This window comes from Streptomyces sp. NPDC101151 (assembly GCF_044768335.1).
Taxonomy (GTDB): Bacteria; Actinomycetota; Actinomycetes; order Streptomycetales; family Streptomycetaceae; genus Streptomyces.
Window position 1 is genome coordinate 294,612 of the sequence record NZ_JBIWPP010000009.1, and the last position, 22,788, is coordinate 317,399.

Here is a 22,788-nt window from a genome sequence, read left to right on the forward strand (position 1 = left end):
AATCCCGCAGTCGTCATCACCCGCTGGATGCGTCTGCCCGGCTCCTGTGACCGGCCCAGCACCGAGCGGAATCCGGCGGCGACGTGATCGCCGCCGGGTTCCGGCCGGTGCCGCCGCCCGTGCTCAGACCAACGGGGCGAAGAAATACGTGTCCCGGCGCGCGAAGCGCTGTTCCTCGTCCAGTTCGAAGAAGTCGGCGAATTCCAGGGAGACTTCGCGACCACTCTTGAGGACGCCGTTGAACACCCCGTTCACGGCCACCTGGCGACCGTCCGCCACCGCTCTGGTGACCGTGTGCGTTCCGCCGGCGATGACCCGATTCTCGCTGTAGAACACCTCCAGGCCCCTGTGCCCTCGTATGGGCTCGTATCCGGGACGGCGGTAGACGGCGTCCTTTGCGAACAGGCCTATGAGTCCCGGAACATCGCCCGCATCGACCAGCCGGTAGTACGCGTGCACCTTGGTCAGTCCGGTGCTCTCAGGCTCGCGGCCCTCGTTCATCGCTGCTCCCCGGCGGCATCGAGCGCGGCGAGGAGATCGTCCTCCGGCATGGCGTCCACCTGGGCATGGACCCGTTCCTCGACCACCCGGGCCAGCGCGGCGACCGTGCGCTTCTCGAAGAGAGCGCGCAGGGCGACCTCGACTCCGAAGGTGTCGAGGATGCGCGCGGTGATCCGGGTGGCGATCAGCGAATGACCGCCGACTTCGAAGAAGTCGTCGTCGACTCCGACCCGGGGCAGGTCCAGAACCTCCGCCCAGATCCGCGCGATCGCGGCCTCGCACTCGTCTCTCGGTGCCACGTACTCCCTGCTCGGCCCGTGCGGAACGGGCAGGGCATTGCGGTCGATCTTCCCGGACGTCGTTGTCGGCAGGGCCGGGAGCGGGACGAAGATGTCGGGAAGCATGTAGTCGGGCAGCGCCCCACCGAGGCGGTCGCGCAACTCTTCCCTGACCGGAGCTTCGTCGGGGTCGGGAACGTACCAGGCGACCAGCCGCCGCACGCCCCCGACCGGGGCCAGGCTCACCGCCGCGTCGTGGATGCCGGGCAGAGCACGCAGCGCGGTCTCGATCTCCCCGGTCTCCACGCGATAGCCGCGGATCTTCACCTGGCGGTCCGCGCGGCCGAGGAATTCCAGTGTGCCCCGGGAGGTCCAGCGGCCGAGGTCACCGGTTCGGTAGAGGCGACCGCCAGGGCCGGTGGCGAAGGGGTCGGGCACGAAGCGCTCCGCGGTCATCGCCGGGGCGCCGGTGTATCCCCGGGCAAGGCCCGCCCCGGCAAGGTAGATCTCGCCCGGCAGTCCGACACCGACGGGCCTGAGCCGGTCGTCGAGCACATGGACGCGGACGTTGTCGATCGGCCGGCCGATACCGGCCCCGGGACGCGGAGCGGACGGTTCCGTTGCCGTGGCGAGGACGGTGCTCTCCGTCGGTCCGTAGACGTTCACCACCGGCACGCCCGGGGCGTCCGACGGCTTCGGGCGGAACAGGTCGCCTCCTGTCAGCAGGGTGCGCAGCCCGGTCGTCGCGCTCAATGGGTGGCCGACGAGCTGCTCGGTCATGGCCGTGGTGGCGAAGGCCACCGTGGTGCCGGACTCGGCGATGTAGCCGATCATTCCGTCAGCCGACGGAATGATCTCGTCCGGCGGAAAGTGCAGGCATGCGCCCGCGAGCAGCGCCCCCCAGATCTCCCACCCGGCGGCGTCGAAGGAGATGTTGGCGACCTGCGTGGCGGTGTCGGCCGGGCCGAGAGCGCACTCGCGAAGATGCCAGTTCAGGAGGTTGGCGAAGGAGCGACGCTCGATCGCGACGCCCTTGGGGCGTCCGGTGGAGCCGGAGGTGTAGATGATGTGCATGAGGGCAGTGGGGTGCGAGCCGCCCGTCAGAGCCTCGGGCGTGGACCGGTCTGCCGTCTCTTCAGCGTCCTCCTCTGCCTGCCCGGACACGAGCAGGCCGCGCGTCCCCTCCGGCAGCGCGGCTGCCAGGTCGCCGTCGGTGAGGACCAGTTCGACGCCGGAGTCGCGGATCATGAAGGCCATACGGTCCCCGGGAAGCCTGGGGTCGAGCGGGACATAGGCGGCGCCCGCTTTGAGCACAGCGAGCCAGGCGACGACGAGGTCCGCGCCACGGGGCAGCAGCACGCCCGCGGCCCGCTCGACGCCCAGTCCGTCCCGGCGGAGCGCGACGGCCAGCCGTCCCGAGCGGGCGTCGAGTTCGCCGTAGGTGAGCCGCTCCTCACCGGCCACGACGGCGAGGGCTTCGGGATCGCGACGAGCCACCGTCGTGAAACGTTCGACGAGGTCACGGCCAGGGGGAAACTCCCGCTCGGTGGCATTCCATTGGGTGAGCAGCCGCTTCTCGTCGGGACCGAGCAACTCCACGTCGGACACCGGGGTGCCGGGGTCGGCGCAGACGGCAGTCAGGAAGGTGCGGTAGTGGTCGACGAAGCGGTTCACCGTGGCGGCGTCGAAGAGGTCGGTGGCGTAGACGAGGTATCCCCGGAGCCGGTCCGTGCCCTCGTCCAGCAGATGCATCTCCAGGTCGAAACGGGTGGCCTCGGACGTGTCGTCGAAGGGCGCAATGTCCACGCCGGCGAGGGACAGGGTGCCCTGACCCGCGTCCGGATCCGTGTGCAGGAGCTGGAACGAGTGCTGGACGAGGGGGTTCATGCTGAGCTCGCGAGGCAGGCCCAGCTCCTCGACGAGCTGCTCGAAGGGCAGTTCCTGCCGGGAGAACGCCTCCAGCAGCGCGGTCCGCACCTGGGCGATCAGCTCGCTGAACGTGGGGTCACCGGAGAGATCGGCCCTCAGCGGCATGAGGTTGACGAAGAAGCCGATCAGGTCCTCGACCTCGGGTTCGGTACGCCCCGCGGAGGGGCATCCCACGACGACCTGACGAGCCCGGCCCCAGCGGGCCAGGACGGCGTGGTAGGCGGCCAGCAGCACCATGAAGAGGGTCGCGTGCTGGTTGCGGGCCATGGCCCGTAGGGCTTGGGTGAGTTCCTCGGAGAGCGTGAACTCGACCGTGCGGCCCTCGTGGGTGGGGGTCTGCGGCCGGGGCCTGTCGCCCACCAGCTCCAGTTTCTGTGGTTCGTCCCCCAGGTGCTCGCGCCAGTAGTCCACGTACTCCTTGAGGACACCGTCGGTCAGCTGCTCTCGCTGCCGCTCGGCGAACCCGGTGAACTGCAGGGTGAGTTCAGGCAGTTCCGGCTCACGTCCCGTGACGGAGGCGGCATAGGCCGCGGACAGCTCCCGCGCGAGGACGTCGTAGGACCAGGCGTCGAAGACACTGTGGTGGGCGGTGATGAGCAGGACGTGGTCGTCGGTGTCCAGCCGCAGGAGGCAGGCCCGGAACAGAGGTCCGTGTGCCAGGTCGAAGGCACGGGCCGCTTCGGCCCCGGCCCTCTCCCGTGCCTCCCCGACCGGATCGGGGCGCCCGGACAGATCCACGAACTCCAGCCGGACGGCTCCGGGCTCGGCAACGGTCACATACGGCGCGCCGCCCTCGGCCCCGAACCGTGAGCGCAGCACCTCGTGCCGGGTGACGACCAGATCGAAGGCCCGGCCGAGGGCGTCGGCGTCGAGCGCGCCCCGCAGCCGGAAGTCGTACGTGATCGTGTACGCGGGCAGCCCGGGGTGGAGCTGCTCGAGGAACCACAGCCGCTGCTGGCCGAAGGACGGCAGCGCCCGGGGCGCGGCGGACGGTGCGGACGGCTGGACCGGCTCGGTGCTCAAGGGCTCTCCTGTCAGGCTCACCGCTGGCTCGCGGGGAGGTGTCGGTCGAGCCTGCTCAGCAGATCGGCGGCGAACGGCTCGGGATTGTCGTTGAAGTGGAAGTGGCCGCCGGGGAAGAGGAAGGTCTCCACCGGCCCCGTCGTCGTCTCCCGCCAGCCGGCCAGCGCGGACGGGGTGGTGCCCGGGTCGTCCTGCGATCCGTAGACGACGAGCGGGCACGCCAGGGGCGGGCCGGGCACATGCCGGTACGTCTCCGCGATCGCCACGTCGGCGCGCAGCGTCGGCAGGACCAGTTCGAGCAGCTCGGGCTCGTCGAAGACGGCCGGGTCGACGCCGCCGAACCGCGCAAGGACGCGCAGCATCTCCTCCGGAGGGAGCTTGTGCAGGCCCTCCGGGTCGCGGTGCTGGGGAGAGGACTGGCCCGAGACCACCAGACAGGCGGGAGAGACGCCGTACGACCGGTGCAGCTCGCGGGCCAGTTCATAGGCCAGCAGCGCACCCATGCTGTGCCCGAACAGGACGACCGACTCCCCGAGGAAGGGGGCCATCTCGGCGGCCATCTCGGGGACCAGTTTCTCGGAGGAGTGCGGCATCGGCTCGGCGAAGCGGGTGCCGCGGCCGGGCAGATGGGCGACATGGACGTCCATGCGGTCGCGGAGGGAGGGCAGCCAGCTGTCGAAGCCGTCAGGGCCGCCTCCCGCGAACGGCAGACAGAACAGCTGGGCCCGCCCGGCAGCGGGGCGACTCAGGTCCCGGAAGGCGACCGGCTTCGACTGCTGGGCCACACCGTCACTCGCCTCGAGGGCAGCGGCGGCGAAGTCCTCCAGCACGGGCCGGTCGAACATCGTCCGCAGCGGCAGATCGACGCCGAAGTGCTCACGGATCTGATAGATCACCTGAGGAACCGCCAGGGAGTGGCCACCGAGCTCGAAGAAGTTGTCGCGCACGCCGACGCGTTCGGTCTTCAGTGCGCGGCGCCAGATCTCCGCGACGGCGCGCTCCGCCTCGTTGCGGGGAGCCGCGTACTCCTCGGTTGCGGGAGCGGGCCTGGGCAGTCGGGCGCGGTCCACCTTGCCCGAGACGGACAGCGGCAGCTCGTCGAGGACGAGGACAGCGGCCGGGATCATGTAGCCGGGCAGCCGCTGCCGCAGACGGTCGGTCAGGTCGGCGGCGCCGAGCGGTGAGTCCGGCGTGGTCACGGCGTAGGCGACGAGCTGGTGTCCACCGGCGGCCGCCTCGGTGACGATGACCACCGCCCGTACGACATCGGCCAGTTCCATCAGCGATGCCTCGACCTCTTCCGGCTCGATCCGGTAGCCACGGATCTTCACCTGGAAGTCGGTCCGGCCCAGGTACTCCAGTGTGCCGTCGGCGCGCCAGCGGGCCTGGTCGCCGGTGCGGTACATGCGAGCCCCGGGCTCGTCGGCGAACGGGTCGGGCAGGAAAGCCCGGGCGGTGAGGTCCGGCCGCCCGAGGTAGCCGCGGGACAGGCACGGCCCGGCCACACAGACCTCGCCCGGCAACCCCGGCGGCACGGGCTCCAGGTTCCGGTCGAGCACATGGATCCGGACGTTGGCGATGGACTGTCCGACCGGTGGGCTGTCCGGCCACCGGGTGGAATCCCCGGTCATACGGAACGCGGTGACCACATGGGCCTCGGTCGGTCCGTACTGGTTGTCGACGGCCACCCCGGGAAGCCGGGCGATCAGCTGCCGGAGCTCGCCCCCCAGACGGAGCTGCTCACCCGCGGGCACGATCTCGGCCAGGGGCGGCAGCGGGCCGCCCGCATCGCGGCCGCGTGCGGCCGCGCCGGCGATCTGTTCGAGTACCGGGGGAGGGCAGTGGAGCCGGCGGACGCCGTGCTCCACCATGATCGCCAGGAGTTGCTCGGGGTCGCGACGCTGGTCCTCGACCGGGACGACCACCCGCTCTCCCGCCGCCCAGGTGGTGAAGAGCTCCTGGAAAGAGATGTCGAAATTGATCGCCGCGAACTGGAGTGTCGGCCCGGCGGCCGGAGTGCGACGCGACTGCCAGGCGAGCAGATTGAGGATCGGCCGGTGCGTCATCATGACGCCCTTGGGCCGTCCGGTGGATCCCGAGGTGTAGATGACGTACATCAGGTTGTCCGGGGTGGCCAGGCGCGGCGGATTCTCCGTCCGCTGCCGGGCGATCTCCCCCCGGTCCCCGTCCACCAGGACGACGGCCTCTCCCGCCGGCACGGCCCATTCCAGGTCGGACTGGGTGACGGTGAGCAGGACCTTGGACTGCGCCAGGATGTAGCGCAGCCGCTCCGCCGGTGTCTCCGGGTCCACGGGCACACACGCGCCACCGGCCTTGAGTACCGCCAGCAGGGCGACCAGCATCTCCGGGCCGCGCCGGACGCACAGGCCGACCAGGACCTCGGGGCCCACGCCGCGCTCGCACAGCAGCCAGGCGAGCCGGTTGGCACGGGTGTTCAGCTCCGCGTAGGAGACCTCCGCGTCGCCGCACACGAACGCCACGGCGTCCGGGGTCGCGGCCGCCTGCCGCTCGAACAGGTCCGCCACCGTGAGCTTCTGCTCGAAGGGCTCCGCCGGCCCGTTTCCGGCGGCAAGGGCGGCACGGCGTTCCCCGGGATCGGTGAGGGGCGCCCGGGACAGCCGCAGCGACGGGTCTCCCACGAGGGCGTCGAGGAGATTGAGGTAGTGGCGGGCGCAGCGGTGGGCGGTGGCCGCGTCGAACAGATCCTGAGCGCAGATCACCCGCCCGGTCATCTGGTCCGAACCGGCGTCATACAGGTGGAGTTCGAGGTCGAAGCGCGTGGTGGCCTCGCCAGTCGGCAGCTCGGTCGCCTCGAGGCCCGGCAGGCGCAGTGCGGCCAGCTCGCCCCCGGAACCCTGGTTGAGCAGGCCGAACCACACCTGGACGATGGGATTCCGGCTCAGGTCGCGGCTCGGGGACAGCTCCTCGACGAGCTGCTCGAAGGGCAGGTCCTGGTGCGCGTAGGCGTTGAGCGCGGTCTCCCGGAGCCGCTCCACGAGCGTCGAGAACGGCGGGTCGTCGGCCAGCCGGGCGCGAAGCGGCAGCGTGTTCACGAAGAACCCGATCATCGGCTCGAGTTCGGACCTGGAACGCCCGCTGACCGGGGTACCCACCACGACGTCGTCGGCACCGGAGTACCGGGCCAGCAGTGCCTGCTGGGCGGCGAGGGTGACGACGAAGGGTGTGGTGCCGCACGCCTTGGCCAGCTCCCGGACGCCGCGTACGGTGCGGGCGGGTACCGTGAAGTCCACGTTGACGGCGCGATGGCTGGCGACCGGTGGCCGTGGCCGGTCGGCGGGCAGCTCCAGTGCCGGTGCCCCGTCGAGCTGCTCCCGCCAGTAGGCGGACTGGCGTGCCGTCTCGGCCCCGCCGAGCCGGGCCCGCTGGGCCGCCGCGAAGTCCGCGTACTGCAGAGGCAGGGCGGGCAGATCCGGCTGCCGCCCCTCGGTGTGCGCGGTGTACGCCTCCGAGAGTTCCCGCACGAACACACCCGCGGACCAGCCGTCGAAGACGCTGTGGTGCACGGTCACCAGGAAGAGGTGGTCGCCCTCGGCGAACCGGACCAGACGGGCGCGCAGCAGCGGCCCGGTCGCCAGATCGAACGGAGCGGCTGCCTCCGCCGAGCAGAGGGCATGGACGGTTGCCGGCCCGGCATCGACGGACAGATCGGAGACGTCCTCGCGGCGCAGCACCCGCTCGGGAGCGGGGTCGATGATCTGGTAGGGCTCGCCGTCGTCGGCGGACATCCGGGTACGCAGCGACTCGTGCCGGGCAACCACCGTCACCAGGGCCCGGTCGAGCGCGGCCGCATCGAGCGGGCCGCGCAGCCGGTAGGCGGCGGGGATGTTGTACGCCGGGCTGCCGGGCACCAGCCGGTCGATGAACCACATGCGGCGCTGTGCCGACGACAGGACCGGTCGTGAGGTGTCACGTGGTGTCCTCGCTCGGTCGGCGGAAGCGGGCGCGGCCTGAGAGTCGGCCGCGGCGGTGGGGCCACCGCCCCGCAGCCGGCGCCGGATCAGCTCGCGCCGCAGGGCGTCCAGTTCTGCGGCCGTCCGCTCACTCATCGCTGGTGCCGCCTTCGGTCTGGACGAAGCCGGCGGCGGCCATCTCCTCGACCGCGGCCCGGACGGTCCGCGCGATGAACGTCACGTCGTCGTCGGTGTGTGCCGTGGAGAGATAGCAGTTGCGTCCCTCCCAGACGTAGACACCGCGGTTGAGCAGATGGTGGAAGAAGAGGTCCGGATAGCCGAAGCCGCGTCCGAAGGAGAACCGGAACAGGGACCCGGCACGCTCCACGCGCAGCGGAATGCCGGCGCGTCGCGTGAAGTCGTTCAGCGTCGTCTGAAGCCGTTCGGTGCGGGCGTCGAGCTCGTTGTGGAGCTGGGGACTCTCGTCCTTGACGCGGCGCAGCACGGCGTGGGCGGCCGCCATGGCGAGCGGGTGCTTGGAGAAGGTCCCGGCGAAGACGGTGGTCTCGGCACTGGGCCAGGAGTCGTCGCCGTAGGCCCACAGCCCGCCGTCGATGGGGGCCATGAACCTCTCGCTCCCGGAGATGACGCCGATGGGCATGCCGCCGCCGATGACCTTTCCGTACACCGCGAGGTCGGCACGGACTCCGCTCAGCGCCTGCATCCCTCCCGCGTGCAGCCGGAACCCGGTGATGACCTCGTCGAAAATGAGCGCGATGCCGAGGCGGTCGGTGAGGTCGCGGAGCTCCCGGAGCCAGGCGAACGGCTGGATCTGCGGCATCCGGCTCTGGACGGGCTCGACGAGGACGGCCGCGATGTCCTCGGAGTGGGCCGCGATGACGTCGAAGGCGGACGAGTCGGCGAAGTCGGCGACGATCACGTCCTGTGCCATCGCGGCCGGGGTTCCGCGGGTCAGCGGTACGGCGGTGCCCGGCGGCTTCGACGGGTCGGTCGACCTGCGGGCGAGCACCCCGTCGAACGTGCCGTGATAGGCGCCGGAGAAGACCACGATCTTGCGTCGGCGGGTCACGGTGCGCGCTGCGCGCACGGCCACCATGACCGCCTCGGTGCCCGAGTTCTGGAAGGCGGTCCGTGACATCCCGGTCAGATCGGAGACCAGCCCGGCGACCTGACCGACCAGCGTGTTGTAGGGCGCGAGGGGCATGCCCCTGTCGAGCTGGGCCTGGATGGCCTCGCGGATGAACGGCGGATTGTGGCCGAAGAGGTTGACGCCGAAGTCCATGGAGATGTCCACGTACTCGTTGCCGTCGACGTCGGTGAAGCGGGCACCTTCGGCCCGGTCGGCCACGATCGGATGGACGATCTCCTTCCACAGGACGTGGAAGCCGGCCGACATCCTGCTGTCTGCGTGCACGGGCCGCTGGTGCGCTGCCTGCTTCTTGGACTTCTCGGTGCGCGCCTCGATGGAGGTGATCAGCTCCTTGACATGGTGGAGCTGGCCGGAGGTCAGTTCGCGTCCCCGCCGTGCCTCGATGGGCCGGTACGGGCCCATGGCCTGCGCGGGTGCCTCTTCGGCAGTGCGGGGCGGGGCCGCTGCGGGCCGATCAGGGGCCGGCGCTGTGGGCTGGTGCCGACGGCCTCGGAGCACGTCGAGCTGCTGTCGCATCACCTCCAGCTGGAGGCCGATGATCTCGCGTTCCAGGTCGGTGGTCCCGGCTTGGTCCGGTGCCTGGAGGAGAGGCTCGGCCGTCTCCACCGGAGAGGGCGCCGCGGGGGAGGGGCCGGCGGGTGGGGCTGCCGGAGCCAGGGCCCGCGGCGGGGCGGCTTCCTCGGCAGGTGACGCGGCCACCGGGGCGGCAACCGCTCCTTGTGCGGTCAGGTGCGCGGCCAGCGAGGTGATGTCCGAGCACGTGTCGAGCAGGTCTCTGAACGGTACGTCGATGCCGAGCAGGTCCTCGATCCGCTCGGTGGCCTCCACGAGGAGCAGCGAGTCCGAGCCCAGCTCCACGAAGGAGACGTCGACCGGTACTTGGTCCGTGGGGATGCCCAGGAGTTCACCGAATAAGCTTCGCAGCGATTCGGTTATCTCGCCGGGGAGGGACTTGTCAACGCCCGCGGGGGATATACCCAGCGGGCTCTCTGAGTTCGACAATTTCGCCGAGTCCTCGCCTTCAATCGTTGGGACGGGGCAGGGCAGTGCTGCTGAGCAGCCGTCAGGATCACTCAGCGACTCGCCCTTGTAAAGCGATTATTGGCGAGGGTCGAGCGGCCCCACCGAATGGGCCCGGACGTCCCCCGCGTGCATCAAGTTGCCTACGGCCTCGGTGAGTTGGGTCACATGGTCGCCAGGCAGCGTGATCTTGACTCGAACGAGACGCGCACCCTATGAATTGAGGATGCCCAAGAACATGGGAGCCCTGTGGGCCTTACTCGGCGCAGAGGTGGTCTCGGTATCGGGATCGCTGGTCACTCGGGTCGCTCTGCCGTGGTTCGTTCTCGCGACAACGGGATCCGTTGCGCGGATGAGCCTCGTGCTCGCGGTCCAAATGCTGTCCATGGCAGTCTGGGGGATTCCGGGCGGGATTCTCGCAGCCCGGCTGGGAACGCGTACCTTCATGCGCCTGGCCGACGGCTCGCGTTCCGTACTGATCGCCCTGGTGCCACTGCTGTACTGGCTGGACCGGCTCACCTTTCCGGTGCTGCTGGGGATAGTCTTCGTGGTCGGCGGCTTCTTCACGCCGTACTACGCTTCCCAGCGGGTGCTGCTGCCCGAGCTCGTCGGCGACGACGAGCGGCTGCTGGCCCGCGCCAACTCCCTTCTGGGGGCGGCCAATCGAGTGACCCTGCTGCTCGGGGCTCCGCTCGGCGGTGTGCTGGTGGCCGCCTTCGGCGCGCAGCAGGTGCTGTGGATCGACGCCGGCAGCTTCCTCGTCGCGTTCCTGCTGATCTCCATGTTCGTCCGGACGGGCAAAGCCGCTCCTGCGACCTCCAGCCGGGGGGAATTGCTCGCTGGCATCCGATTCTTGTGGCAGGATCGGGTCCTGCGCTTGTGGACCGCGGCCAATATCGCCTTCGAGATGTCCTGGCAGTGCGTGTTCGCGGCCATTCCTATTCTGGCGTTCTCCCGTTACGACGACGATCCGCGTGTCGTGGGTGTACTGCTGGCCGTGTTCGGTGTGGGCGCCGTCACGGGAAATCTTCTGGTGGTCCCGCTGATGAAGGTCGTCAAGCCGATCAGGCTGATGATCGTGGGCGCTGTTGCGGAATCCCTGGTTCTCTGGGGACCCGTCATCGATCTCCATGTGGTGACTTTCGGTGTTGTTCTGTGTCTCGGGGGGATATTCATGGGATTTGTCGAAGGTCCCACGGTCGCGCTGCAGACCAGACGCACACCGCCCGGGCTCCGCCCACAATCCATGTCCGCGTTCATGACTCTGACGCTGGTGGCGGGTTCACTGGCACTGACCATGACCGGACCCGCCTTCTCGGCATTTGATTCCCGAATTCCCTTCGCCATCGTGGCCGCCCTCTATTCGTTCGGCACCCTGCTGATGGTGGTTTCCGCCGCCTGGCTCACCAAGGAGGCGGGCACCGCGGAGCAGGGCGGCTCCGAGCTGGGGGTCGCCGGGAGGAAGACAGAGGATCCCGCGTGAGTGACAGTGCAGCGGCGCGCGAGGCGCTGACCTACTGGACGGAACGGCTGCGCGGTGTTCCCCCGACGCTCGACCTGCCGATGGACGGCCCCTTACGGGCCGGCGAGGGCAGATCGGCCGGGCACATCGAGATCCGCCTTCCCGCCCGACTCGCAGAGCGGCTCCGCTCAGTCGGCGAGAGGCAACGAACCAGCCTCTCCACAGTCCTGCTCAGCACATACGCCGTCCTGCTGGCCCGGCACACGCGACAACGGCGGCTGATCATCGCAGTCCCCCACCACGCGCCGGACGGAACTCCCGCCACCCTGCCCCTCACCTTCGACTTCTCCGGCGACCCGGCGTTCACCGAAACGCTCCGGGCCACATGCACCGGGCTCGACGAGGCCCGGTCCCACGGCTGCGCCCCCCTCGAAGATCTTGCCCGTGCACTCCGGCTCGCCCCGGATCCGTCACGCCCGGCCATTGCTCAGGCCGGCTACCTGTACACGGACCGGCTCCCGGAGGCCCCCGCTCCGGACTGGGAGGAGTCCGTCGAACTGGGATTGCGCGTCCAGGACGGCCCGGACGGGGTGACGCTGTCACTCGTCCACCGGCTCGGCGTCATCGACGTCGCCACGGCGCGGCGGATGGCCGACTGCCTGCTGACCCTGCTCGGCGGCGTGGCGGAGGCCTCTGGACAAAGAGTCTTCCGGCTGCCGATGCTCCCGGAGCGCGAACTGCGGACGGTGCTGGACTCCTGGAGCACCACCACCACCGGCCGGACCGGCGACGACGACCGCTGCCTGCACCAGCTCGTGGCCGAGCAGGCGGCACGCACCCCACGGGCGCCCGCGGTCTCGGCCGGCACCGAGACGCTCACATACGCCCAACTCGACGCATCCGCCAACCGGTTGGCACGCCATCTGCGGGAGGCCGGCGCGGCTCCGGACGCCCCGGTGGCCGTCTGCCTGCGCCGTGGGGAGACGGACGCGGTCGTCGCCATGCTCGCGGTGCTCAAGGCGGGCGCCGCCTACCTCCCGCTGGACCCGGACTACCCGGAAGACCGCCTGCGCCACATGCTCGGGGACTCCGGGACCCGCACCGTCATCACGAACAGCGGCGCGCTGCCCGTCTCCCTCGCCCAGGGAGTACAGGTCATCGACGCGGACCGGCAGCGCCCCGCGATCACGGAACGCTCCGCCGAACCCCTGCCCGTGACCTGCCACCCGGACGGCCTGGCCTACGTCATCTACACCTCCGGCTCCACAGGGCGACCCAAAGGCACGTCCATCAGCCACCGGAGTGCGGTCAACCTGGCCCTGGCCCAGAGGGAGACCCTTGAGGTCCACCCCGGTGACCGGGTCCTGCAGTTCGCGTCGCCCAGCTTCGACGCGTCCGTGTGGGAGATCGTCATGGCGCTGTCGGCCGGTGCCGAGCTGGTTCTGCCGACACCCGAGGAGGCCATGGCGGGGCCCGGCCTGGCCACCCTGCTCAAGACGGCGGGGATCACGCATGTGACACTCCCGCCCTCGGTGCTGAGCCAGCTCGACCCCGAAGAGTTCCCCGCCCTGCGGGTCTGCGTCTCGGCCGGTGAGGCGTGCCCGGCCGACCTGCCCAGGCGCTGGGCGTCCGTGCCGCGGTTCGTCAACGCCTACGGCCCCACGGAAGCCACCGTCTGCGCCACCATGGGGGACGTCGTACACGGGCCGGACGATGCCCCGGAGGCGGACCGTTCGCCCTCGATCGGCCGCCCGGTCCCCAACACGCGGGTGTATGTGCTGGACTCGGGGTTGGAGCCGGTGCCCGTCGGTGTCACCGGTGAGCTGTGTCTGGCCGGCCCCGGGCTCGCCCGTGGCTACCTCGGCCAGGCGGCCACCACGGCCCGGCACTTCCTGCCCGATCCCTACGGTCCGTCCGGCAGCCGTCTCTACCGGACCGGCGACCTCGCCCGCTGGAATCCCGACGGAACCCTCCAGTACCTGGGCCGTAGCGACTACCAGGTCAAGATCCGCGGTCACCGCATCGAACCCGGCGAGATCGAAGCCACCCTCCGCCGCCACCCCGCCATCCACGACGCCGCCGTGGCCGTCAGGCCCGGCCCCCAGGGCCACCCCCGGCTCGTGGCCTACGCCGTCCCGGCCGGACGGCCCACGAACCACGGCGCGATCCTCGACGAGCTCCGCGTCCGCCTGCGAGAGCGGCTCCCCGCCTACATGGTCCCGGCGGACCTGCTGCTCCTCGACCACCTGCCGCTCACCCCCAACGGCAAGGTCGACCGCTCCGCGCTGCCGGAGCCGGAGCGCCCGCGGGGTTCGGCGGACCACCCGCCCCGCACCGCCGCCGAGCACGAACTCCATGCCTTCTGGACCGAGATACTCCAGACGGACCGGATCGGGGTCACCGACGACTTCTTCGCACTGGGCGGCGACTCGCTGCTCGCCGCCCGACTGATCACCCGGATCCAGGAGCGGCTGGGCGTCAGGCTGCCGGTCCGGGCGGTCTTCGACGAGCCGACCATCGAGGGTCTTGCCCCGTTGCTGGAGCAGGCAGGACCGACGTCACAGCCCCGTACGCCCGGCATCGCCCCGCGTGATCCGGAGCGGCCCGCGCACGCCTCCTTCGTCCAGGAGCGGTTCTGGTTCCTGGAGCGGCTGCGCCCCGGCACCGCCGTGTTCAACCTGCCGACCGCGTTGCGGCTGCGAGGCGAACTGGACCTGGACACGCTGCGTGCGGCCCTGACCCACATCGTCACCCGCCACGAGATCCTGCGGACCTCGTTGGCCGAGGAGGACGGAGGCCCGGTGCTGCGGGTGTCCGACCTGAACCGGGTCCCGCTCGCGATCGAGGACGTCCGCGGAGCACCGGCGGCGGCCGTGACCAGTCGGATCGAGGAAGCGGCCCGCGCTCCCTTCGAGCCGTCGGCAGGCCCGCTGTTCGCCACCACCCTGCTGAAGGTCGCCGAGCGGGAGCACGTCCTCGTCCTGGTGCTCCACCACGCCGTCGCCGACGCCTGGTCGATGCGCGTCCTGTACGACGAACTGGCCGAGACTTACGCGGCCTTCCGGGAGGGCCGCCCGCCGCGCCTGACCGACCTGCCCGTCCAGTACCCGGACTTCGCGGTGTGGCAGCGCGCGCAGGCGCACGGCGAGCACCACGAGCGGCAGCTCGCCCACTGGAAGGAAGTCCTCGACGGAGTGCCGGCCGTTCTGGACCTGCCCACGGACCGGCCGCGGCCCGCCGAGATGTCCTACCGGGGCGGCCGGGTACGGTTCCGTCTCCCCGCCCCGCTCGTCACCCGCGCCGGGGCGCTGGGACGGGCCGAGGGAGCCACTCCGTTCATGGTCCTGTGCGCCGCGTTCGCCGTTCTGCTGAGCCGCTACGGCGGCGGGCCCGACCTGGTCGTCGGCACCTCTCCGGCGAACAGGCCGCACCGCACCGAGGAGCTGATCGGACCCTTCGTCAACACGGTGCCCCTCCGGGTCGGCCTCGACGGCAGGCCCTCCTTCAGGCAACTCCTCGGCCGGGTGCGCGAGACGACACTCGGTGCGTTGGCCAACCTGGACGTGCCGTTCGAACTGATCGTGGAGGCAGTGGACCCCGAGCGCAGCCTCGGCCGTCCGCCGCTCGCCCAGGTCACGTTCAACCTCCACACGACCGGTGCGAGGCCGCCCCGCATCCCCGGGGTGGAAGTGGAGCCGCTGGGCGTCGACACCGGTACCAGCAGGTTCGAACTGGAGCTGGCGCTGTGGGACGACGGCAACGGCCTGGCCGGTGAACTCGACTACAACGCCGACCTCTTCGAGCAGGACACCGCGCAGCGGCTGGCCGCCCACTACGGACGCCTGCTGGAGGCACTGGTCGAGGACCCCGAACGCGAAGCCCTCGCCGCACCGCTCATGGACGACACCGAGCGGGACCGGCTGCTGACGCACTGGGGCGACGGCGGGCCGGGACACACGGGACCGCCGCTGCCACTGCTCTTCCAGGAGCAGGCCCGGCGGACCCCGGACGCCGCCGCTGTGGTCGCCGGAGACCAGCGGTTGACCTACCGGGAGCTGAACGGCCGGGTCGAGCGTCTGGCGCATCGTCTGCGGGCCCACGGAGCCGGCCCGGAGAAGGTCGTCGGGGTGTGCCTGCCGCGCACCGCGGAGCTGCTCGTCGCGCTCCTCGCCACGCTCAGGGCAGGCGCTGCCTACCTGCCCCTCGACCCGGATCACCCGGCGGCTCGTATCAGCGCCCTGCTCGCGGACGCGAACGCCCACGCGGTACTGGTGGCCGAGGGCACCGGGATCAGTACGGAGGCGCTCGGGGTACCCGCCATCGACATCGGCGCCGAATCCACTCCTGCCTCCCCGGCGGATGGGCTCCCGTCGCCCCACCCGGACGGTCTCGCCTACGTCATCTACACCTCGGGTTCCACCGGCCGTCCCAAGGGCGTGGCCATCACCCACCGAGGACTGTCCAACTACCTCCAGTGGGCGCGGACCACCTACCGCGGTGCCGCCGGCGGGGTCGCCCCGGTGGCGACCTCCGTGGCCTACGACATGGCCGTCACCCCGCTGTTCGTCCCCCTCATCAGCGGCGGCACCGTCGAGCTGATGCCGAGCTTCACCGACGACCCCGAGGCGGGCGTGGCTCTGCTCGGCCGGGAGCAGGCACCAGGGCTGCTCAAAGTCACCCCGTCCCACCTGCGTGCGCTGCTGTCCCAGCCCGGCCCCGCCGACGAACTCTCCTGGCCCGAGACGCTGGTGGTGGGCGGTGAACAGCTGTCCACGGACGTGCTGCGCCGCTGGCGCGAGGCGGGCGGACCGTGCGAGATCCACAACGAGTACGGTCCGACGGAGACTGTGGTCGGCGTCTGCGTCCACCGGTGCGCACCCGCCGAACTGCCCTCGGACGGACAGTCGGCGGCCGTGCCCGTCGGACGGCCCGTCGCGGGCACGAGGCTGTATGTGCTGGACGATCGGCTGGAGCCGGTTCCGCAGGGCGTCGCGGGGGAGCTGTACATCGGCGGCGAGGGCGTGGCGCGGGGCTACCTGGGCCGCCCGGGGACGACGGCGGGGGTCTTCCTGCCCGACCCCGTCAGCGGGATACCGGGAAGCATCCTGTACCGGACGGGGGACCTCGTACGCCATCGGCCGGACGGCACCCTGGAGTTCCTTGGCCGCAAGGACGGTCAGATCAAGCTGCGGGGCTTCCGGCTCGAACTCGGCGAGGTCGAAGCCGCCCTCCGGCGACACCCTGCCGTCCAGCAGGCCGTGGTCCTCGCCGACGTGCGGCAGGACAGTGAGCCGAGACTGACCGCCTGTCTGGTCGCCCATGACGGCGCTCAGGTCCCGGCCACCGGACAGCTGCGCGACTTCCTGCGCGGCACGCTGCCCGAACACGCGGTACCGGCGGCGTACGCCTGGATCGAGGCGATTCCGCTCACCCGCAACGGCAAGGTGGACCAGGCAGCCCTGCGTGCGGTACGCGCGGACCTGCCTGCCGAGCCCACCGAGGTGCCGCCCGGGAGCAGGACGGAGCAGGCCCTGGTGGACATCTGGAGCCGGATGCTCGGGCGGGACCGCATCGGTGTGGACGAGAACTTCTTCGACGCGGGAGGCAACTCCCTCCTCGCCGTCCGCATGCACCGGGAGCTGTCGGCCCTCCTGGCAGGCCCGGCACGCTCCGACCGGATCCCGCTCGTGGCCGTCTTCAGGCATCCGACGATCCGCGCGCTCGCCCGCTTCCTCGAAGCCGCACCCGCCGCCGGGGCGGAGACCACCGAGGCCGCGGTCCAGGTGGGCACCGAGCGCGCGGCCGCACGCAGGGCCGCACGGAGCAGACGAGTCCGGCGATCCGGTTCACAGGACGGGAGGTGACGGGATGACGACCGCATCCCACGAGGCCGGCACACCGTACGAGGCAGACACACCGTACGAGGCCGACGACGATCCCGGAGCGGACGGGCGTATCGCCATCGTCGGCCTGGCGTGCCGCTACCCCGGCGCTCTCGACGCGGACGGCTTCTGGACCAATCTGCGCACCGGAACGGAGTCGATCTCCCGCTTCGACGGGCCCAACGGTACGGCGGAGGGCCGTACCGTCGATGCCGCGGGGATCGTGGCGGACATCGACCGGTTCGACAACGACCTCTTCGGGTACACAGCGCGCGACGCCGCCATCCTCGATCCCCAGCAGCGGCTCTTCCTGGAGTGCTCCTGGGCCGCACTGGATTCGGCGGGCTACGACACCACCCGCCATCCCGGCACCGTCGGTGTCTTCGCAGGGCAGGCGTCCAGCGCGTACCTCAGGGAGATCCAGGCGTCGCCCGCGCTGCGCGACCGGATCCCGTACCGGCGCCTCGAACTCGGCAACGACAAGGACTTCCTGGCCACGGCGGCCGCCTACCGGTTCGACCTGCGGGGCCCGGCCACGAGCGTGCAGAGCGCCTGCTCCACCTCGTTGGTCGCGGTTCACCTCGCCGCCCAGAGCCTGCTCAACGGCGAGTGCGACATGGCCCTCGCCGGAGGCGTCTCCCTGCGCGTGCCGCAGGACAAGGGCTACCTGCCCGAACAGGGCATCAGTTCCACGGACGGGCACTGCCGGGCCTTCGACAGGGACGCCAGTGGGTCGGTCCCGAGCGGCGGCTGCGGGATCGTCGTCCTCAAGCCTCTCGCCGCCGCGCTGGCCGACGGGGACACCGTCCGTGCCGTCATCCTCGGCTCCGCCGTCAACAACGACGGCGCCGCCAGAGTGGGTTACACCGCACCCGGAGTGGAGGGGCAGACGGCCGTCGTCCGGGAGGCCCTGGAGATCGCCGACGTGGACCCGGAGACCATCTCCTACGTCGAAGCCCACGGCACCGGAACTCCGCTGGGCGACATGATCGAGGTGGCCGCGCTCACGGCCGCGTACCGGGCCCACACGGACCGCACGGGCTGGTGCGGGCTCGGTTCCGTGAAGACCAACATCGGCCACGCAGACGCCGCGGCGGGGGTGGCCGGGCTCATCAAGACCGTCCTCGCGCTGGAGAACGAGCTGCTTCCGCCGAGCCTGAACCATGAGGTGCCCAACCCGCGTATCGGGTTCGAGGAGACCCCGTTCTCCGTCGTCACCTCGCCCACACCCTGGCCACGTGCGCCATGGGCGCCGCGCCGGGCCGGGGTGAGCTCGTTCGGGATGGGAGGCACCAACGCCCACCTCGTCCTGGAGGAGGCGCCGGCCCGGGCTTCCGCTGCGACGCCTGCCGTCCTCGCGGACGAAGGCGAGCTGCTGCTGCTCTCCGCGCGGACCCCCGCCGCCCTGGACCGGCTCGTTGACCGCATGCGGGACTTCCTTCAGGACAACCCCGGCCTCCGCCTCGCGGACGTCGCGTACACCCTGCGCGTCGGCCGCCGGGCCCTGCCGCACCGTACAGCCGTGGTCTGCCGTGACACCGCCGACGCCGTACGGGCGCTGCGGGCGGGCGGGTCGCTCCGTGGCCAGGCCGGGGACGAGGCTCCGCCGGTCACGTTCGTCCTCGCCGACGCTCCTGCGGACCCGGACCTGCACGGCATCCACACGGAGCTGGTGGCCGCCGTACGGCGGTGGGCACCCGACTCCGCGGAGGACCTGGCCGAGCTGTCCGCACTCGTATGCGCCGAGACCGGCCGTGAGATCTGCGCGGACCACCGGCTGCTGCTGTTCGCGGTCCAGACGGCGATCGCGCGGCAGCTCATGTCCTGGAACGTGGTGCCGGACGCCGTCATCGGCACGGGCGTGGGCGGCTGGTCCGCGGCGTTCCTGTCCGGCGCGACACCCCGGGCGGAGATCGTGCGGGCTCTGGTGAGCGGCGCACCGGCGGCGCACGGGGACTTCGACAGCGACCTCCGCCGGCTCGCGGACACTCCCGGACGGATGCTGGTGACGATCGGCGGCGACCCGCAGCCCTCGCACACACAGGCCACGTCGACGGCCGTTCCCCTGCGCGTCCGGGGCGTGGACGAGATACGCACCGGTCTGCACGCGGCGCTCGCCCAGCTGTGGACCGGGGGCATCGCCGTCCCCCCGTCCCACGTGGACGGGGACGAGCACCGTCGTCGTGTCCAGCTGCCCGCCTATCCGTTCGAGCGTGAGCGTCACTGGCTGCTCGACTCCGGCGGCCCCGACAGCGCGGAGCCGACCGGCACGGATCTGCGGCGGATGCTCGGCGGACAGCTCGACCTGATGCGACGGCAGCTTGCCTCCCTGGCTGACCGTCAGGACCTCGACACGGAGCGGGCCTCGATATGAACACCGACCGTATGCGGACCGTGCGGGCGACGGACCAGCAACGCGAGGTATGGCTGGCCAGCAGGCTCGGCGGTGCGGCCTCCCGCGCCTATCACTGCCCGATCGCCATCGAGCTGGACGGGCCGCTGGACACCGAGGCACTCGTCGGCGCAGTCGACGAACTGGTGCGGCGCCATGAGTCGTTGCGCGCCTGCTTCCCGGATGTGGACGACGTCCAGATCCATGACGGCCTGCTGATCGACGTGCCCGTGGTGGATGTCTCCCACTATTCGGGCGCCCGGCAGGACACCATGGTGCGCGAGTGGTACGCCGCCGAGCGCCGGGCCGCCTTCGACCTGGAGCGGGCGCCGCTGGTGCGCTTCCACCTCCTGCGGCTGGGCGTGGAGCGGCATCACCTGGTCATCACGCATCACCACATCGTCGCGGACGGCTGGGCAGGGGACGTGCTGCTGCGCGATCTCGGCTCGCTGTACCGCTCGCGCCACGAGGGAAGCGGCCTGGCCCTCCCGCCCGCACCGCGTCTGGCGGACCACAGCGAGCGAGGCGCGGAGTACGAGAACTCCCCGGAGTTCGCGACCGCCCGCGCCCACTGGACCGGCAGGTTCGCCGACGGCTTCCCGTCCTTCCGCATGCCCACCGAGGGGCCCCCGCAGGACGACGACCACCAGGAGGCGGCACGGGTCCGCATCCCGTTGCCGGCTCCCCTCGTACACGACCTGCGCCGGGTGAGTTCGCGCTACTCCGCGACGCTGTACATGACGCTGCTGGCCGCCTTCCGGGTCTTCGCCTCGCGGATCTCCGGCGTCGACGACCTGGTCATCGGCAGCACGTACCTCAACCGGACCTCGGCTCAGGAACGCGACCTGGTCGCCCACTGCGCCAACGTCCTGTGCCTGCGCGAGCCGGCCTACGACCCGACACAACGCTTCGACACGGTGCTCGAACAGGTCCGGGCGGAGGTGCTCGCCTCCCATGAACACGGCGCGTATCCGCTCCAGCGGCTGACGCAAGACCTCGAACTCCCTCGCGATCCGAGCCGTTCCGGGCCGGTCACCACGGTCTTCAACATGGAGCGCGAGAACATGCCCGCCGACTTCGGCTCCGGCGTCGAAGCGCGGCCGGTGCCGATGGACGCCTTGCCCGGCTCGCCGTTCGACGTCACGCTCACGGCGGTACAGACGGGTCGGGACATCTCTCTCGACCTGGTCTACCGCCGTGGCGCCCGATCCGAGGCCCTCGTCCGCCGCTGGCTCGAGCAGTACCGCACCCTGCTGGAAAGCGTGGCGGAGGACGCCACCGGGCCGGTCGGGCGGCTCCCGATGATGTCGGCACAGGAGCGGCGGACCGTCGTCGAATCCTGGAACCGCACCGAGCGGGACCTTCCCGAAGCCCAGTGCCTGCACGAACTGGTGAGCGGCCACGCGGCCCGTACACCCGAGGCGCCCGCCGTCGTCTCCGCCGCCGGGACGCTGAGCTACGCCGAGCTGGACGCGGCCGCCAACCGGCTCGCCCACCACCTGCTGGCACGCGGCGTCACCACGGACCGGCCCGTCGCCGTGTGTCTGCCCCGGACCCCCGAGCTGATCGTGGCCCTGCTGGCGGTGCTCAAGGCCGGCGGCGCGTACCTTCCTCTCGACGCGAGCTACCCCGCGCAGCGGCTGGCGCACCTGCTGGACGACTCGGACACCTCCGTGGTGATCACCCGGCACGGCCTGCTGCCTCAGACCGTCACGGCCACCCGCTCCGTCATCGAGATCGACCGGCAGGGGGCGACGATCGACCGGCTCTCCGGCGACGCCCCGAACGCCGTGGTGGACCCGGACAACCTCGCCTACGTGCTGTACACCTCAGGGTCCACGGGTGCGCCCAAGGGCACCATGACCAGTCACCGCAGCGTCACCCGGCTGGTCTTCGGCCTTGACCACCTCGAACTCGGGCCGGACCGGCGGATCCTCGCCGCGGCACCAGTCTCGTTCGACGCTTCGACGTTCGAGATCTGGGGCGCGCTGGCGCACGGCGGGACATGCGTCCTCTACCCCGAGGCCGTGCCCGACCACGACGAACTGTTCGCCGTCATCCGGGCACACCGGGTGGACACCGCGTGGCTGACCTCCGCCCTGTTCAACGCGATCGTCGACTCGGGCCCCGAGCAGTGGCCACCGCTTCGGCATCTGGTGATCGGCGGCGAGGCACTGTCGGTCGGTCATGTGCGACGAGCGCTGGCCCGGATGCCGCAGACGTCGATCACCAACGGCTACGGCCCCACGGAAAGCACCACGTTCGCCTGCTGCCACGAGATCCCGCGTGATCTCGCGGCACGGACGGCGGCGGTGCCCATCGGGCGGCCGATCGGCAACACGCGGGTGTATGTGCTGGACTCGGGGTTGGAGCCGGTGCCCGTCGGTGTCACCGGTGAGCTGTGTCTGGCCGGCCCCGGGCTCGCCCGTGGCTACCTCGGCCAGGCGGCCACCACGGCCCGGCACTTCCTGCCCGATCCCTACGGTCCGTCCGGCAGTCGTCTCTACCGGACCGGCGACCTCGCCCGCTGGAATCCCGACGGAACCCTCCAGTACCTGGGCCGTAGCGACCACCAGGTCAAGATCCGCGGTCACCGCATCGAGCCTGGCGAGATCGAAGCCACCCTCCGCCGCCACCCCGCCATCCACGACGCCGCCGTCGTCGCGTACGAGACCGACACCGGCGATCGGGAGCTGGCCGCCTATGCGGTGCCGGCGGCGGGCCGGCCCTGCTCGGCGGAGGAGGCCGAGGAGTTCCTCGCCGGCGCTCTGCCGAGCTACCTCCTGCCGTCCCGGATCATGTTCCTGGACGCGCTCCCGCTGACGGCCAACGGCAAGCTGGACCGCCGGGCACTGCCGAAGCCGGTGGACCACGGGTCCACGCAGCCCACCCCCGCCGAGGACGCCCCCACCGACCTCGGGCCCGCTCAGGCCGGCCCGACACCCACCGAGGAGCGGCTGGCAGCGCTCTGGGCCGAGGTCATGAGGAGGGACGGCATCGGACTCGATGACGACTTCTTCGACCTCGGCGGCCACTCACTGCGCGCTACACAGATCGTCTCGCGCATCCGCCGGTCCTTCTCGGTGGACTTCTCCATCTCCACATTCTTCGACGCCCCGTCGATTCGAGCCCAAGCAAAGATCATTGACGAACGTGTCCAGGAGGTCTCCGGTGATCGATGACGAACAGCAGCAGTTC

The 22,788-nt window shown here is 71.1% G+C and carries 8 protein-coding genes; 4 read left to right on the forward strand and 4 right to left on the reverse strand.

The annotated features are described in order from the left end of the window. Positions 1-123: 123 nt before the first annotated feature. Genes ACIRU3_RS19995 through ACIRU3_RS20010 form a run of 4 tightly spaced genes read right to left on the reverse strand, consistent with a single transcriptional unit; the run spans position 124 to position 9,836 of the window. Complete coding sequence (locus ACIRU3_RS19995) at positions 124-501, reverse strand: nuclear transport factor 2 family protein (RefSeq protein WP_404057875.1); 378 nt, start codon at positions 499-501, stop codon at positions 124-126. Further along, a complete protein-coding gene (locus ACIRU3_RS20000) occupies positions 498-3,731 on the reverse strand; it encodes an amino acid adenylation domain-containing protein (protein WP_404057877.1) in 3,234 nt (1,077 codons plus the stop codon). Before ACIRU3_RS20000 ends, ACIRU3_RS19995 begins: the two co-directional genes overlap by 4 nt. 17 nt (positions 3,732-3,748) lie before the next feature. Beyond that, positions 3,749-7,819: an amino acid adenylation domain-containing protein gene (locus ACIRU3_RS20005; RefSeq protein WP_404057879.1), complete on the reverse strand. Its 4,071-nt coding sequence runs from the start codon at positions 7,817-7,819 to the stop codon at positions 3,749-3,751. After that, positions 7,812-9,836 (reverse strand): aminotransferase class III-fold pyridoxal phosphate-dependent enzyme, encoded by a 2,025-nt coding sequence (locus ACIRU3_RS20010; protein ID WP_404057881.1) that lies wholly within the window; start codon positions 9,834-9,836, stop codon positions 7,812-7,814. The genes ACIRU3_RS20005 and ACIRU3_RS20010 overlap by 8 nt, the downstream gene beginning before the upstream one ends. Before the next feature lie 244 nt (positions 9,837-10,080). Between ACIRU3_RS20010 and ACIRU3_RS20015 the strand changes: the two genes are divergently transcribed. From ACIRU3_RS20015 to ACIRU3_RS20030, 4 genes are read left to right on the forward strand one after another with little or no spacing between them, the layout of a single operon-like run. Continuing rightward, entirely contained in the window at positions 10,081-11,337 is a 1,257-nt protein-coding gene (locus ACIRU3_RS20015) for an MFS transporter (RefSeq protein WP_404057883.1), read from the forward strand. Then, positions 11,334-17,180: an amino acid adenylation domain-containing protein gene (locus ACIRU3_RS20020; RefSeq protein WP_404057885.1), complete on the forward strand. Its 5,847-nt coding sequence runs from the start codon at positions 11,334-11,336 to the stop codon at positions 17,178-17,180. The genes ACIRU3_RS20015 and ACIRU3_RS20020 overlap by 4 nt, the downstream gene beginning before the upstream one ends. Before the next feature lie 4 nt (positions 17,181-17,184). Continuing rightward, positions 17,185-19,572 (forward strand): type I polyketide synthase, encoded by a 2,388-nt coding sequence (locus ACIRU3_RS20025; RefSeq protein ID WP_404057887.1) that lies wholly within the window; start codon positions 17,185-17,187, stop codon positions 19,570-19,572. Continuing rightward, positions 19,569-22,772, forward strand: coding sequence for an amino acid adenylation domain-containing protein (locus ACIRU3_RS20030; protein WP_404057889.1), 3,204 nt, complete (start codon positions 19,569-19,571; stop codon positions 22,770-22,772). Before ACIRU3_RS20025 ends, ACIRU3_RS20030 begins: the two co-directional genes overlap by 4 nt. Positions 22,773-22,788 lie beyond the last annotated feature (16 nt).